10 protein-coding genes are annotated in these 16,004 nt (G+C 63.8%); 1 reads left to right on the plus strand and 9 read right to left on the minus strand.

The features are described from left to right. Positions 1–100 precede the first annotated feature (100 nt). From gltB to pilM, 8 genes are all read right to left on the minus strand, one after another. Positions 101–4,546 carry a glutamate synthase large subunit gene (gene gltB / locus IAE36_RS08165; RefSeq protein WP_201163040.1) on the minus strand — a complete coding sequence of 1,482 codons (4,446 nt, stop codon included), beginning with the start codon at positions 4,544–4,546 and terminating at the stop codon, positions 101–103. A gap of 371 nt (positions 4,547–4,917) precedes the next feature. After that, a complete protein-coding gene (locus IAE36_RS08170; protein ID WP_060480802.1) occupies positions 4,918–6,501 on the minus strand; it encodes an SPOR domain-containing protein in 1,584 nt (527 codons plus the stop codon). A 15-nt stretch (positions 6,502–6,516) separates the two neighbouring features. After that, positions 6,517–7,614 carry a 3-dehydroquinate synthase gene (aroB, locus tag IAE36_RS08175; RefSeq protein WP_201211704.1) on the minus strand — a complete coding sequence of 366 codons (1,098 nt, stop codon included), beginning with the start codon at positions 7,612–7,614 and terminating at the stop codon, positions 6,517–6,519. Between the two features lie 96 nt (positions 7,615–7,710). Beyond that, positions 7,711–8,229, minus strand: coding sequence for a shikimate kinase AroK (gene aroK, locus IAE36_RS08180; RefSeq protein WP_028632028.1), 519 nt, complete (start codon positions 8,227–8,229; stop codon positions 7,711–7,713). Positions 8,230–8,233: 4 nt separating this feature from the next. After that, a complete protein-coding gene (locus IAE36_RS08185; protein ID WP_201211706.1) occupies positions 8,234–9,499 on the minus strand; it encodes a type IV pilus secretin PilQ in 1,266 nt (421 codons plus the stop codon). Continuing rightward, on the minus strand, positions 9,426–10,439 hold the full coding sequence (locus tag IAE36_RS08190) for a pilus assembly protein PilP (protein WP_201211708.1): 1,014 nt from the start codon (positions 10,437–10,439) through the stop codon (positions 9,426–9,428). Before IAE36_RS08190 ends, IAE36_RS08185 begins: the two co-directional genes overlap by 74 nt. Next, entirely contained in the window at positions 10,436–10,972 is a 537-nt protein-coding gene (locus IAE36_RS08195) for a PilN domain-containing protein (protein ID WP_201211710.1), read from the minus strand. The genes IAE36_RS08190 and IAE36_RS08195 overlap by 4 nt, the downstream gene beginning before the upstream one ends. Continuing rightward, entirely contained in the window at positions 10,969–11,832 is an 864-nt protein-coding gene (gene pilM / locus IAE36_RS08200) for a type IV pilus biogenesis protein PilM (protein ID WP_201211712.1), read from the minus strand. The genes IAE36_RS08195 and pilM overlap by 4 nt, the downstream gene beginning before the upstream one ends. Before the next feature lie 176 nt (positions 11,833–12,008). On the opposite strand from pilM, the gene IAE36_RS08205 reads away from it, so the two are divergent. Then, entirely contained in the window at positions 12,009–14,450 is a 2,442-nt protein-coding gene (locus tag IAE36_RS08205) for a penicillin-binding protein 1A (RefSeq protein WP_201211713.1), read from the plus strand. Between the two features lie 128 nt (positions 14,451–14,578). Here the strand turns inward: IAE36_RS08205 and IAE36_RS08210 are convergent, their stop codons facing one another. Then, positions 14,579–15,847 (minus strand): malic enzyme-like NAD(P)-binding protein, encoded by a 1,269-nt coding sequence (locus IAE36_RS08210; protein ID WP_028632034.1) that lies wholly within the window; start codon positions 15,845–15,847, stop codon positions 14,579–14,581. Positions 15,848–16,004 lie beyond the last annotated feature (157 nt).

Below are 16,004 nucleotides of genomic sequence, written 5' to 3' on the forward strand. Positions count from 1 at the left end.
CTGCAAGCGTTTAGCTGCAAGCCACAAGACGATCACGTAAGCCTGGCAAACCCCGTACTGCTTCTATCTGCAGCGTGGGGCTTGCCTGCTTGCAGCTGTATTACTGCGGGTTGGCACGGGTGCTGGACAGCAACTGCTTCAGGTTGGCGGCCTTGGGCTTGACCAGCCAGAAGCGCCGCACGTAGTCGTCCAGGTTCTCGGAGAGCTCGCGCCCCCACTCACTGTCGGTTTCATCCACATACTCGGCAAGGACCCGCGCCAGGTGGGTGCGGTAAGCCTCCATCGCTTCACCACTGATGCGCTGGATTTCCACCAGCTCGTGGTTGAGCTTGTCGACGAAGCTGTTGTCCATGTCGAGCACGTAGGCGAAGCCGCCCGTCATGCCAGAACCGAAGTTGTAACCGGTCTTGCCCAGCACGCAGACAAAGCCACCGGTCATGTATTCACAGCAGTGATCGCCGGTGCCCTCGACAACGGCATGGGCGCCGGAGTTACGTACAGCGAAGCGCTCGCCTGCAGTACCGGCAGCGAACAGCTTGCCGCCAGTGGCACCGTACAGGCAGGTGTTGCCGACGATGGCGCTGTGCTGGGTTTTGAACGGGCTGCCCGCGGGCGGCACGATGGTCAACTTGCCACCCGTCATGCCCTTGCCCACGTAGTCGTTGGCGTCGCCCTGCAGGTACAGGTTCAGGCCACCGGCGTTCCATACGCCGAAGCTCTGGCCGGCGGTACCGTTGAAGCGGAACGTGATCGGCGCGCTGGCCATGCCCTGGTTGCCATGCAGCCGGGCAATCTCGCCCGATACCCGCGCACCGATGGAGCGGTCGCAGTTGCAGATGTCCAGGCTGAATTCACCGCCGGCCTGGTCGCGGATAGCCGGCATGGCCATCTCGACCATCTTCTCGGCCAGCTCGCCCTGGTCGAAGGGTGGGTTGCGGTCGACTTCGCAGAACTGCGGCTTGTCTGCCGGGATGTGCGAGCTGCCCAGCAGCGGCGTCAGGTCGAGGTACTGCTGGCGCTCGGTGTCGCCCGGCAGCACATCGAGCAGGTCGGTGCGGCCAATCAGCTCACCCAGGCTGCGTACGCCCAGCTTGGCCAGCCACTCACGGGTTTCTTCAGCGACGAAGGTGAAGAAGTTGACCACCATGTCGACGGTGCCGATGTAATGGTCCTTGCGCAGCTTGTCGTTCTGGGTGGCCACGCCGGTAGCGCAGTTGTTCAAGTGGCAGATGCGCAGGTACTTGCAACCCAGGGCGATCATCGGGGCGGTGCCAAAGCCGAAGCTCTCGGCCCCCAGGATCGCCGCCTTGATCACGTCCAGGCCAGTCTTGAGGCCGCCGTCGGTCTGCACCCGCACCTTGCCGCGCAGGTCGTTGCCGCGCAGGGTCTGGTGGGTTTCGGCAAGGCCCAGTTCCCACGGGGCGCCAGCGTACTTGATCGACGTCAGCGGCGACGCGCCGGTGCCACCGTCATAACCGGAAATGGTAATGAGGTCGGCATAGGCCTTGGCCACGCCGGCAGCGATGGTGCCTACGCCTGCTTCAGCCACCAGCTTCACCGACACCAGCGCCTGCGGGTTGACCTGCTTGAGGTCATAGATCAGCTGGGCCAGGTCTTCGATGGAGTAGATATCGTGGTGCGGCGGTGGCGAAATCAGCGTCACCCCCGGCACCGCGTAACGCAGGCGGGCGATCAGGCCATTGACCTTGCCACCGGGCAACTGGCCACCCTCGCCGGGCTTGGCGCCCTGGGCAACCTTGATTTGCAGCACTTCAGCGTTGACCAGGTATTCGGGCGTAACGCCGAAACGGCCGGTCGCCACCTGCTTGATCTTGGAACTGCGGATGGTGCCGTAGCGCGACGGGTCTTCGCCACCTTCACCTGAGTTGGAACGCGCACCCAGGCGGTTCATGGCTTCGGCCAGTGCTTCGTGGGCCTCAGGCGACAGTGCACCCAGCGAGATACCCGCCGAGTCGAAGCGCTTGAGGATGGCGTCCAGCGGTTCGATCTGGTCCAGCGCCAGTGGCTGGTCGGCCACCTTCACTTTCAACAGGTCGCGGATCATCGACACCGGGCGCTGGTCGACCAGCGAGGTGTATTCCTTGAACTTGGCGTAATCGCCCTGCTGCACGGCGGCTTGCAGGGTATTGACCACGTCCGGGTTGTAGGCGTGGTACTCGCCGCCGTGGACGAACTTCAGCAAGCCGCCTTGCTGGATCGGCTTGCGCGCACTCCAGGCTTCGGCGGCCAGCAGTTTCTGGTCGCTTTCCAGGTCCTGGAAGCGCGCCCCCTTGATGCGGCTGGAAACGCCCTTGAAGCTCAGGCCGACCACTTCTTCGGACAGGCCGATGGCTTCGAACAGCTGCGCACCCCGGTAGGAGGCGATGGTGGAGATCCCCATCTTCGACAGGATCTTCAGCAGGCCCTTGGAGATCCCCTTGCGGTAGTACTTGAACACTTCGTCCAGGTCACCCAGCACTTCGCCGGTGCGGATCAGGTCGGCCAGCACTTCGTAAGCCAGGTATGGGTACACCGCCGAGGCGCCGAAGCCCAGCAGCACTGCGAAGTGGTGGGGGTCCCGGGCGGTGGCGGTTTCCACCAGGATGTTGCTGTCGCAACGCAGGCCCTTGTCGGTCAGGCGGTGGTGCACAGCGCCCACGGCCAGCGACGCATGCACCGGCAGCTTGCCGGGTGCGATGTGGCGGTCGCTCAGTACCAGCTGGGTCTTGCCAGCCCGCACGGCCTCTTCAGCCTGGTCGGCGATGTTGCGAATGGCCGCTTCCAGGCCGACGCTTTCTTCATAGTTCAGGTCGATCAGCTGGCGCTCGAAGCCTTCACGCTCCAGGCTCATCAGCGAGCGCCATTTGGCAGGCGAGACCACCGGCGAGCTGAGAATCACCCGCGAGGCATGCTCGGGGGATTCCTGGAAGATGTTGCGCTCGGCACCCAGGCAGATTTCCAGCGACATCACGATCGCTTCGCGCAGCGGGTCGATCGGCGGGTTGGTGACCTGGGCAAACTGCTGGCGGAAGAAGTCATACGGCGAACGCACCCGTTGCGACAGCACCGCCATGGGGGTGTCATCCCCCATCGAACCGACCGCTTCCTGGCCCTGTTCACCCAGCGGGCGCAGTACCTGGTCGCGCTCCTCGAAGGTCACCTGGAACATCTTCATGAACTGCTTGAGCTGGTCAGCGTCGTAGCTGGCCACGCCCTGGTCGTCGGTCAGCGTCGCCTGGATACGCGTGGCGTGCTGGCGCAGCCAGCGCTTGTAGGGGTGACGGGACTTGAGGCGGTCATCGATGGCGTCGGTGTCGAGAATCTGACCGGTTTCGGTGTCCACGGCCAGGATCTGGCCCGGGCCCACACGGCCTTTTGCCAGCACTTCATCCGGCTGATAGCCCCATACGCCGATTTCAGAGGCGATGGTGATGTAGCCGTTGGTGGTGGTGACCCAACGCGCCGGGCGCAGGCCGTTGCGGTCGAGCAGGCACACCGCGTGGCGGCCTTCGGTCATGACGATACCGGCCGGGCCATCCCACGGCTCCATGTGCATGGAGTTGTATTCGTAGAAGGCGCGCAGGTCGGCGTCCATGGTCTCGACGTTCTGCCAGGCTGGCGGTACCAGCATGCGCACGCCACGGAACAGGTCGATACCGCCGGTCACCATCAGTTCGAGCATGTTGTCCATGCTGGACGAGTCGGAGCCCACGCGGTTGACCAGCGGGCCGAGCTCATCGAGGTCGGGGATCTGGTCATTGGCGAACTTGGTACGGCGTGCCATCGCCCAGTTGCGGTTACCGGTGATGGTGTTGATTTCACCGTTGTGGGCAAGGAAGCGGAACGGCTGCGCCAGCGGCCACTTGGGCAAGGTGTTGGTGGAGAAGCGCTGGTGGAACACGCAAATGGCGGTCTGCAGGCGCTCATCACCGAGGTCCGGGTAGAAGGCCGCCAGATCGCGCGGCATCATCAGGCCCTTGTAGATGATGGTCTTGTGCGAAAAGCTGCAGATGTAGTGGTCGGCGTCGTGGGCGTTGGCCACCGACGAACGGCGACGTGCGCTGAACAGCTTGATGGCGAATTCCTGGTCACTCAGGCCTTCGCCGCCGATGAACACCTGCTCGATCTGCGGCAGACGCTCCAGGGCCAGGCGGCCGAGCACGCTGGTATCGATCGGCACCTTGCGCCAGCCGACCAGGTTGAGGCCAGCCGCGATGATTTCGCGGTCCATGTTGGCGCGGGCGGCTTCGGCTTTGACCGGGTCCTGGTTGAAGAACACCATGCCCACGGCGTACTGCCTTGGCAGCTCGGCGGCAAAATGCTCCTGGGCCACGGCACGCAGGAACTGGTCGGGCTTCTGCATCAGCAGACCACAACCGTCACCGGTCTTGCCGTCGGCGTTGATACCGCCACGGTGGGTCATGCACGTGAGCGCCTGCATGGCGGTTTGCAGAAGGTGGTGGCTGGGTTCGCCCGTCATATGGGCGATCAGGCCAAAACCACAGTTGTCCTTGAATTCTTCGGGATGGTACAGACCTGTTTTCATAGACACTTTCTCACCAGGTTCACCCCTCAACGGAGGCAAATCTCTTTTTTAACAACCACTTACCATCCACGCCGATCAAATGCCAGCTTTTTGCGGTGGCCATGGAAAACCATTGTTGCACAGCGACAGTCGCGCCCACAAATTTTCATGTCTCACCATTGAAAATTTATGTCGCAATTTTGAATGTTTTTGCGTCAACTGCCGTGGTAGCGGCATGACTTGAGTCTGAAGCGTTTCAGCCATGACTGCAACGTAGGCTTGTGGCCGGCAGTCCGGGACAGAAAAGCCTGCCGCGCTTGGGCGCAGCAGGCTAGTCGAACGCTAGAATTCGCTTGGCTACTGGGCGGCGGGGTGATGCCGCCCGGAAGGTATCAGCGGGCCGAGGCCAGCTCTTGTTGGACGCTGGCGACGGTACGTGGCCAAGGTTTACCAGCCTGGACCTTCGCTGGCAAGTTCTTGATGGCCGCAACGGCCGCATCACGGTTGGCAAAGCTGCCATAAGTGACCACGTAGAGCGGCTTGCCCTGCAAGGTTTTCTTGAAGTAGCGGTACTCGCCGCCCTGCGCCTTGACGAACGCCTGGGCAGACGCCTCGGAGCTGGTGCCTAGGATTTGCACCACGTAGTTACCCGGCTTCTGCCCGGTGTACCAGCCACCATTGCCACTGCCACCGGCAGCCGGTTTCTCGACCGCTTTGGGTGCTGGCTTGGCAACGGCAACCTGGGTAGGTGCAGGCTCGGCCTTGGCCTGTGCAGCAGGCTTGGCCTGCTGGGTGGCGGCAGGCTTGGGCGCCGCCGCCTGCTGCACGGGCTGGGCGGGCGTTGGCGCAGGGCCCGCCGCCACGCCCTGGGGCGGCGCGATGGTGGTCACGGTAGGCGGTGGGTTGCCTGGCTGCAGTGCGGTGTCACCGGCAGGGCTGCCCTCTTCACCCTCACCCATGCCAGCGGCCTGGGCCAGGGGTTCGCGCATCACCGGTTGCGACTGCCCTACCAGCGGCAATGGCGTGGGCTGCGAGGAGCCCGAGAATTCGATGGCCGCACCCTTGCCATCGCCCAGCGGCAGCTGCGCCTGGGCCGCTGGCGCTTCGGCTGGGGCCTTGTCGCCCTTTCTGGGCATCAACACGGCAGCCGCGACGGCGACAACGACCACAGCAGACAGCGCGAGCACATGTTTCTTCGGCATTTTGAACCCCATGGATGGTCGCTTGACCGTCGAACGGCTGGCGATCATGGCTTCGATCAACGTGTCACGGGCGACCTGGTTGATGTTGCCAGGCCAACCGTCGGAATTTTCATGGATGTCGGCAATCTGTTCACGGCTGAACACCTCGATGCCCCGGCCAGCACCGTCCAGGCGCTGCTCCAGGTATTCGCGGGTTTCCTCTTCGCTGTAGGGGGCAAGCTCGATGATGTGGAAACGTTCTTCCTCGATCTCGAGTTCGTCCAGCCCTGCAATCAGCGACGGCTCACCGAACAGGAACACATGCGGGCGGCCTTCCGGCACGCCTGCTGCCAACTCCAGCAACGCTTGGAGTGCCGACTCGCCAAGTTGTTCCGCATCGTCCACCAGCAGGTACACCTCCTGGCCGGTCAGTGCCAGCTGCACGACCTTGGACAGGATGGCCTGCACTTCGGGCTGGGCAACGCCCAGGTCCTGGGCGATGTGCGCCAGCACGCTGGCGGCATCGCCGGCACTGCGGGCAGACACCACGACGCTTTGCACCGACTGCTTGTTGGTGCTGGCCACCAAGGCCTGGCGCAGCAGTGTCTTGCCGCTGCCCAACGGCCCGCTGACCACCAGCATCAGCTGGCTGTAACGGGCCAGATGGTGCAGCTGGCCCAACACCGGCTTGCGCTGGGCAGGGAAGAATTTGAAACCGGGCACACGGGGTGCGAACGGGTCGTGGCTCAACTGGTAATGGTCGAGAAAGGCCTCATCGGCATGCAAACTGGTCATTGCGCTGTCACAACCTCAAAGCTGGGCCACGATCGCGCGGTAATCCGCGGACAAGGTGGCCTGAAGAATCTCTTTAGGATAGTCGTCGGTGACGACGGCCTCGCCCATCTGGCGCAGCAGCACCAGACGCAGACGGCCGTCCAGCACCTTCTTGTCGACCGCCATGTGCTCCATGAAATGCGCCGGGGTCATTTCCTGTGGTGGCACCACCGGCAAACCTGCATCGCGCAGCAGGCGGATGCCGCGATCACGTTCGGCCTGGGTGATCCAGCCAAGGCGCATGGACATTTCCAGGGCCATTACCGTACCCGCCGAAACCGCTTCACCATGCAGCCATACACCGTAGCCCATGTGGGTCTCGATGGCATGCCCGAAGGTGTGGCCCAGGTTCAGGGTGGCGCGCACGCCTGACTCGCGCTCATCCGCCCCCACTACCGCGGCCTTGGCTGCACAGGAACGGCTGATGGCCTGGGTGAGCGCTGCAGGGTCAAGGCCACGCAGCGCCTGCATATTGTCTTCGAGCCATTCCAGGAAGGGCTTGTCGCAGATCAGGCCGTACTTGATCACTTCGGCCAGGCCGGCGGACAGCTCGCGTGCCGGCAGGGTACTCAGGCTGGTGGTATCGATCAGCACCGCATTGGGCTGGTAGAACGCGCCGACCATGTTTTTGCCCAGCGGGTGGTTGATGCCAGTCTTGCCGCCAACCGAGGAATCCACCTGGGACAGCAGGGTGGTGGGGACCTGGATGAAATCGACGCCGCGCTGGTAGCACGCAGCGGCAAAGCCGGCCATGTCGCCGATCACGCCGCCGCCCAGGGCGATCACGGTGGTGCGGCGGTCGTGCCGTGCCGTCAGCAGGCCGTCGAAGATCAGTTGCAGGGTTTGCCAGTTCTTGTGCGCCTCGCCATCGGGCAGCACCACCGGCAGCACAGTGTAGGCACCCAGGGTACGGGTGAGGCGTTCGAGGTACAGAGGGGCAACGGTCTCGTTGGAGACAATGGCCACCTGCCGCCCGGCGATGTGCGGCGCCAGCAGCTCAGGCTGGTCCAGCAGGCCTTCGCCAATGTAGATCGGGTAGCTACGCTCGCCCAGGTCGACCTTCAGTGTCTGCATGTATCCCCACAATGATCTTGGGCGCGGCGCCGTTCGGGCAAGCCACGCGGTAACGTTTGACCTCGCTCGACGCAGGAGGCCGAGAATAGTCCCGGGTTAACGGGGGGGCAACTGCTGCAGGCGTTCGAGAATGTCGATTACCACCATGCGCGGCGGCCGTTCGTCGGTTTCCACCACAAGGTCCGCGATCTCCCGGTAGAGCGGGTCACGGGTTTCGAGCAAGGTGCGCAGGGTGGCTTCGGGGTTCGCGGTGCGCAGCAGGGGGCGGTTGCGGTCGCGGGCGGTGCGCCCGACCTGCTGCTCGACCGAGGCGTGCAGGTAGATGACCCGCCCGCCCTGGTGCAGGGCAAGGCGGTTGGCTTCACGCATCACCGCGCCGCCGCCGGTGGCAACCACCACGCCGTCGAGTTCGCACAGCTCGGCGAGCATGGCCTGCTCGCGGTCACGGAAGCCCGGCTCCCCTTCCTTGTCGAAGATCCACGGGATGTTGGCGCCGCATCGCAGTTCGATTTCCTTGTCGGAATCCTTGAACAGCAGGCGCAGCTCTTTGGCCAATAGGCGCCCGATGGTGCTTTTGCCAGCACCCATGGGCCCCACAAGTATCAAATTTCGCACAGAATCAACGACTCACAGCAATCGCCTGGTCACTCATGATACGCGGAGTCAGGAAGACCAGCAGCTCGGATTTTTTCTCTTGTAATACATCGCGTCGAAACAGCCGCCCAACATACGGCAGATCGCCCAAAAATGGCACCTTGTCGACCATATTGTTTTGCGAGGTGGAGTACACACCGCCGATCACGATGGTGTCCCCATCTGCCACGCGCACCTTGGCATTGACCTCGTTTTTGCGAATGGGCGGAATGTCGTTCAAGGCATTGACGTAATCCGGCTCGTCCTTGGTCACCTTCACCGTCATGATGACCTGGTTGTCCGGGGTGATCTGCGGGGTCACTTCCAGCGACAGGGAGGCCTCGCGAAACGCAACCGAGGTGGCGCCGCTTTTGCTGGATTGCTGGTAGGGCACCTCGGTGCCCTTGAGGATGCGGGCAGTTTCCTTGTCGGCGGTAACCACCTTGGGCTGCGAAATGATCTCGCCCTTGCCGCTCTTCTCCATGGCGCTGAGTTCGAGGTCAAGCAACACCCCACCGCGCAGCAGGCCCAGCCCCAGGCTGCTGCCGGCCCGCTCCACGCCAAGGTCGACGAACAGCTCCTTGCCCAGCCGCGGTGCCTCGCTGTACAGGCGCCCGCCCCAACGCACCCCCAGGCCTTTCTCATAACCGACATTGGCCTCGACGATCCGTGCCTCGATGGCCACCTGACGCACCGGCACATCCAGCTGGGCCACCAACGCTCGCACCTCGGCCAGGCGATCAGCGGGTTGATGCACCACCAGCGTGTTGGTGCGGGCATCCACACTCAGGCTGCCTCGGCCACTGAGAATGCCGTCTTCGGCCAGGCTGGCCAGCAGCAACTCCGCCAGGTCGGCGGCCTTGGCATGATGCACAGGCAACAGTTCGCGCTGCATGGGCTGCCACTGCGCCTTCAGCCCGAGGCCGCCGGGCGCCACCTGCGGTGCCGAGCTGAGTTCCGACAGGGGCGCGACCAGCAGCACATTGCCATCTTTGCGTCGCCCCAGCCCCTTGCTGCGCAGCACCAGGTCCAGCGCCTGATCCCAGGGCACATCCTGCAGCCGCAAGGTGACATTGCCCTGCACGGCATCGCTGGCCACCAGATTGATACCGGCGTAATCAGCCAGCACCTGCAAAACGGCCCGCACTTCCACATCCTGAAAGTTCAGCGACAAGGCCTCACCCTGATAGGTCGACGCTGCCGCTTGGAGCGGCAGCAGTAACGTCAGCAGCCATTTGCTTACTGTTTTCATCCTGAACCGGGGCCTCCTTGCCCGTACGTCGCTGCAGAGAAAGGAAGGCGGTGCGCGGGTGCCACACCCCCGTCATGAAAAGCCGTTCGTGCACTTCGACCTGGCCTGGGGTGACCTGCACCACCACGCCATTGTCGCGCCCCACCCGGTCACCTGCGCGCAGGCGATACAGGGTGCCGGCAACCACGACCAAGGCCTCGTGCGCATCGCCGCGTGACAGGTGGCCAACCATCTGCACCTGTTTCAGCGGCACGCCGGTCAGCCTGTTCCCTCGCCAGGGCGCGAGCCTGGGTGCAAAGGGATCAGCGCAAGGCCCTGCGGCCAGTTGCCTGGCAGGCAAGCGCGCCAGAAACTCAGCCGAGGGCGGCGGCGCTTTTGCCTGGTAGGTGTCTACGTGCAGTCGCAGGCGCACAATCGCTGGCTGGCCATCGACACCTGCAATCGCCAGGTCACCGCTGCGAAATACCGCCGGCTGCGCAAACCACTCGTTCAGCCACACACGCACAGCCATGTAGGGCCCTGTGACCTGCAATTCCAGCGGTACCCGTTGCACCCCCGCCTGCTGCTCGGCATCACGCACCTGCAACTGCTCGATCAACACGCCGTGGCTACCCGCCGAGGCTGACAGCCGCTCCAGCAGGTCACTCATCCCCTGCCCTGCATCGAGGTACCACAGCGCCTCCTGAATATACCGTTCGGCAGTTGCCACCTTCGCCCTCAAAGCCTCCAGCTTCGCCAGTTGCTGCACCGCCGCAGTGTGTTGCGCCTCCAATTCGGCAGACCGGGCATTCTCACCCCTTTGCTGCTGCATCGCCGCGGGCAGGCGGACCATGCAACCAAGGGTGAACAAGCCAGATGCCAGCAACCATGGCGCCAGCCGCCTGAACCATGGCGTACGGCCGATGATGGCCAGGCTGCCCAATAACGCCGTGGTGTTCATGACCAGAATGCCGTCACTCGAGCCGTCAGCACGAACTCGTCTGCGCCGGGCAGGCTCTTGATGGACTTGAGCTCAAGGTCGGCCAGCACGCCGGAACGCTGCAGGTCACGCATGAACTGGGCAACCACCGCACCGGAGGGTGCCACGCCAGTCAAGCGCAGGTGCCCAGCCTGCATGTGCAGGCCCAGCAGTTGCATCTCGCCGGGCAGCGCACCCTCCAGGTCGGCAAACAGGCCTGCCAGCACATCAGGGTGACCGCGCAGGCCTTCCAGTTCGGCCGACCTGGCCGCCAGCACAGCATGCCGGTCACGCAGCTCAGCCAAGGCCTGCGCCTGCTGGTGCTGTAACGAGATTGCAACCTCGCGCTGCAGGTTGCTTAGCCGTTGCTGCTCCCCGCGCTGGCGGGCCAGTTGGTCCACGACCAGGACCGCGCACAGGGCCAGCACGGCACTTGCCAGAAGCTGGCCATAAAAACGCCGCGACGCTGCTTGGCGCTGCCGCTCGCGCCAAGGCAGCAAGTTGAGCCGGATCACCTGTACACCCCCCCAATGGCCAGTGCGCCAGCCAGGAGCATGGCGCCATTGAACGGAGCGAGGCCAGCCAGCCCGGGCACCGGGCTGCAATGCACGTTGAGGCTGCTTTGCAGCTCGGCCAGCCAGGCTTGGTGGTAAGGCTCGGCGCTGACGACCCACAGGTGAGCGGGCAGGCATTCGTCATTCAACTGCCGCTGGATGCTCTCGGGCGTAGGGCCTGCATCCAGCAACAGCTCACGCCGCAGGCAGCCGCCGCCAGGCTCGAGGCGGTGCAAAGTGGCAGCGTCCGGGCTCAGTCGCAGCAGGGCCACATCCCGATCACTGGCCGCGGGCACGAGCCGCCGCAGGGCGAGCGTGTCCACTTCAACCGCCTCCAGCTGCAGCCCCGCTTCCGCCACCAGCGCCTCGAGCGAGGCCAGGGTGCTCTGCCTGCAGGCGGCCACCATCACTTGCGCGAAACCCGGTTGCGCCGCACAAGCGCCGAGCACCTGGAAGTCCAGTGCCAGGTCATCGAGCGGAAAAGGAAACAGCCGCTCGGCATCGGCCAACAACTGCGCCTCCATCTGCCCCTCACCCAACCCCAGAGGGAGTTGGCAATACTTGCAGATGACCTGATCGGCTGGCAGCGCCATGGCCACCTTGCGCAACCCGCTGCGCCTGCGCATACGCTGCAGGGCAGCCACCACCGAGGCAGGCTGCGCCATCCAGTGGGTGCCGGCTGGCGGGTCGAACAGCTCCTCTGCCCAACTCACCACGTGGTAATGCCGCTTGCGCCGCCGTAACTGCAGGGCTCGAACGCTCCCCGCGGTAATTTCCAACCCTGAAAATGAACCGGCATCCTTGCCAAAGCGTCCTATCATCGCGGCGTTCCTGTTGCCTGCCGCCCCCTTCGGTTTGCGACCGGATGCGCGCTGGCCAGAACGACGACCAGCCACCTGGGCGGTAACCCGGAGAGGGGAAAAATGCTTATAATGCCCGGCGTTTTGGTCCGCCGGACCCGCGTGCAATTCACTCACAAACTGGACACCGAAAAGCCTTGATACGTCTGCTTAAGTTCTTCTGGTGGTCTTCCGTCGCAGTCATCTGCGCGCTCGTACTCGGTGTGAGCGGTGCGTTTCTGTATCTTAGTCCCAACCTGCCTTCGGTCGATTCGCTCAGAAGCATCCAGTTGCAGATCCCCCTCAAGGTGTACAGCAGCGACGGCAAGCTGATCGCCGAGTTTGGTGAAATGCGCCGCTCGCCCATCCGTTTCGCGGAAATTCCACCACAGCTCATTCAGGCGCTTCTGTCTGCCGAGGACGACAACTTCCTCAATCACTACGGCGTAGACCCGAGCAGCCTGATGCGCGCCGCCACCCAGCTGGTCAAGACCGGCCATATCCAGACCGGCGGCAGCACCATCACCATGCAGGTGGCGAAGAACTTCTTCCTCACCAGCGAGCGCAGCTTCTCGCGCAAGACCAACGAGATTCTGCTGGCCCTGCAGATCGAGCGCGAACTGACCAAAGACGAGATCCTCGAGCTGTACGTCAACAAGATCTACCTGGGTAACCGTGCCTACGGCATCGATGCCGCCGCACAGGTTTACTACGGCAAGTCGATCCGCGACGTAAGCCTTGCGCAGATGGCGATGATCGCCGGCCTGCCGAAGGCCCCCTCGCGCTTCAACCCGCTGGCCAACCCGGTGCGCGCCAAAGAGCGTCGCGACTGGATTCTCGGCCGCATGTACAAGCTGGGCAAAATCGACGAAGCGAGCTACCAGGCCGCCCTGGCCGAGCCGCTCAACGCCAGCTACCACGTGCCCACGCCCGAAGTGAATGCCCCTTACATCGCCGAAATGGCCCGTGCCGAAATGGTCGGCCGCTACGGCAGCGACGCCTACACCGAAGGGTTCCGCGTTACCACCACGGTGCCCAGCGACACCCAGGACATGGCCAACCAGGCCATCCTCAAGGGCCTGACCGACTACGACGAACGCCACGGCTACCGTGGCCCGGAGGCACGCTTCCCGGGCCGCACACAGGCTGCCTGGCTGCAAGAGCTGGCCAAGCAGCGCACGCTGGGTGGCCTGGAGCCTGCCATCGTCACCCAAGTAGATAAAACCGGCCTGAAGGTGCTCACCCGCAGTGGCAAGGAGCAGTCCGTCGCCTGGGACACCATGAAGTGGGCTCGCCCGTTCATCAATACCAATGCCCAAGGCCGCGCGCCCCAGTCGCCGGCAGATGTGGCCCAGGTGGGCGACCTGGTGCGGTTGCAGCGCCTGAACGATGGCGCACTCAAGTTCAGCCAGGTGCCAGGGGCGCAGAGCGCGCTGGTTACGCTGGACCCGACCAGCGGTGCGATCCGTGCGCTGGTGGGGGGGTTCTCGTTCGAGCAAAGCAACTACAACCGTGCCATGCAGGCCAAGCGCCAGCCAGGCTCCAGCTTCAAGCCCTTCATCTACAGCGCCGCGCTGGACAGCGGCTACACCGCTTCAAGCCTGGTGAACGATGCGCCGATCGTGTTCGTCGACGAGTCGGTGGACAAAGTGTGGCGGCCGAAGAACGACACCAACACCTTCCTCGGCCCCATCCGCATGCGCGAAGCCTTGTACAAGTCGCGTAACCTGGTATCGATCCGCCTGCTGCAGGCCATGGGTGTCGACCGCACCATCGATTACATCGCCAAGTTCGGCTTCAACAAGCAGGACCTGCCGCGCAACCTGTCGCTGGCGCTGGGCACTGCGACGCTCACGCCCATGGAGATCGCCACCGGCTGGAGCACGTTCGCCAACGGCGGCTACAAGATCACCCCGTACCTGATCGACCGCATCGAGAGCCGCAGCGGCGAAACGCTGTTCACCGCCAACCCGGCCCGCGTACCCCAAGGTGCCCAAGACCAGGCTGGCCTGGCCGCCCCCGAGCAGCCGATCACCACGCAGATGCCGGGTGAAGGCGCTACGGCGCCGGAGCAGGCTGCGCAGGTGCCAGCCGTGGCAGAAAAGATCATTGACGGCCGCACCACCTACATCCTCACCAGCATGCTGCAGGATGTGATCAAGCGCGGCACCGGGCGCCGGGCGCTGGCCCTCGGTCGTACCGACCTGGCCGGCAAGACCGGTACCACCAACGAATCCAAGGACGCCTGGTTCTCCGGCTATAACGCCGATTACGTGACCACGGTCTGGGTAGGCTTCGACCAGCCCGAAACCCTGGGCCGCCGGGAATACGGCGGCACTGCTGCCCTGCCGATCTGGATGGGCTTCATGGGCGCGGCCCTGAAGGGCATGCCGGAACACCCCCCTGCAGAGCCCGAAGGCATCCTCAGCCTGCGCGTGGACCCGGTCAGTGGCCGCGCTGCCACGCCAAGCACGCCAAATGCCTACTTTGAGCTGTTCAAGGCCGAGGACTCGCCGCCGTCCAACGATGAGCTGGGCAATGGTGTAGCCCCTGGCAGCCCTCTGCCAGCAGACGAAGCCGCGCCGATGGATCTGTTCTGAGGCAGGGTGGGTGATCAAGGCTTGCCTGGGCGCGTAGATCAAGCGCCGCCCAGGCGCCAAAAGATACCGCCCAACAAAAAGCCCCGGCTCACACGAGCCGGGGCTTTTTAATGTCGCGACAGCGGCAATCAGCCGTTGAACACGTCATCCACACTGGTCAGCGGATAGTGCTTCGGATACGGCAGGGTGGCTACGCCGGACTCGATGGCGGCCTTGGCCACGGCGTCGGACACCACGGTGATCAGGCGAGCGTCCAGTGGCTTCGGAATGATGTACTCACGGCCGAATTCCAGGCCTTCCACGCCGTAGGCTTCGCAGACTTCCTTGGGCACCGGCTGCTTGGCCAGGTCTTTCAGAGCGATGGCCGCGGCGATCTTCATTTCTTCGTTGATGCGCTTGGCACGTACGTCCAGGGCGCCGCGGAAGATGAACGGGAAGCCCAGTACGTTGTTCACCTGGTTCGGGTAGTCGGAGCGACCGGTGGCCATGATCACGTCGTTGCGGGTGGCGTGAGCCAGTTCCGGGGCGATTTCCGGGTCCGGGTTGGAGCAGGCGAACACGATCGGGTTGGCAGCCATCGACTTCAGGCCTTCAGCACTGAGCAGGTTCGGGCCGGACAGGCCAACGAACACGTCGGCGCCGTCGAGGGCATCGGCCAGGGTGCGCTTGTCGGTGGCGTGGGCGAACTGCGCCTTGTACTGGTTCAGGTCGTCACGGCCAGCGTGGATCACGCCATTACGGTCGATCATGTAGATGTTCTCGACCTTGCCACCCATGCTCACCAGCAGCTTCATGCAGGAGATGGCGGCAGCACCGGCCCCCAGGCACACGATCTTGGCGTCTTCGAGCTTCTTGCCGGCGATTTCCAGGGCGTTGATCATGCCAGCAGCCGTCACGATGGCGGTGCCGTGCTGGTCGTCGTGGAAGACCGGGATATCGCACTGCTCGATCAGGGTGCGCTCGATTTCAAAGCACTCGGGGGCCTTGATGTCTTCGAGGTTGATGCCACCGAAGGTGATCGAGATGCGGCGTACGGTGTCGATGAACGCTTGCGGGCTTTCCGACTCGACTTCGATGTCGAACACGTCGATGCCGGCGAAACGCTTGAACAGAACACCCTTGCCTTCCATGACCGGCTTGGAGGCCAGCGGGCCGAGGTCACCCAGACCGAGGATGGCAGTACCGTCGGAAATCACCGCAACCAGGTTGCCTTTACCGGTGTACTTGTAGGCCAGCTCTGCATCACGGCCGATTTCACGCACAGGCTCTGCTACACCTGGGCTGTAGGCCAGGGCGAGGTCACGGGCGGTGGCGGTGGGCTTGGAGAGTTCCACGCTCAGTTTCCCCGGACGAGGCTTGGCATGGTATTCGAGAGCGGCGGTTTTCAGGTCTGACATGGTGGGCATTCCGCTATTGGCTGTTCTGACGGACCGCCGAGGATACGCAAAGAGCCGGGGAGTCACAAGACTGGTCGGTCACTAGTGTCAAGGCCTTTAGCCTAAGACTTTACGCTATAACCCACGGGGCATACGCCTTACAGTGTGTACAATCCAA

The sequence above is a fragment of the Pseudomonas sp. S36 genome (genome assembly GCF_016647875.1).
Taxonomy (GTDB): domain Bacteria; phylum Pseudomonadota; class Gammaproteobacteria; order Pseudomonadales; family Pseudomonadaceae; genus Aquipseudomonas; species Aquipseudomonas parafulva.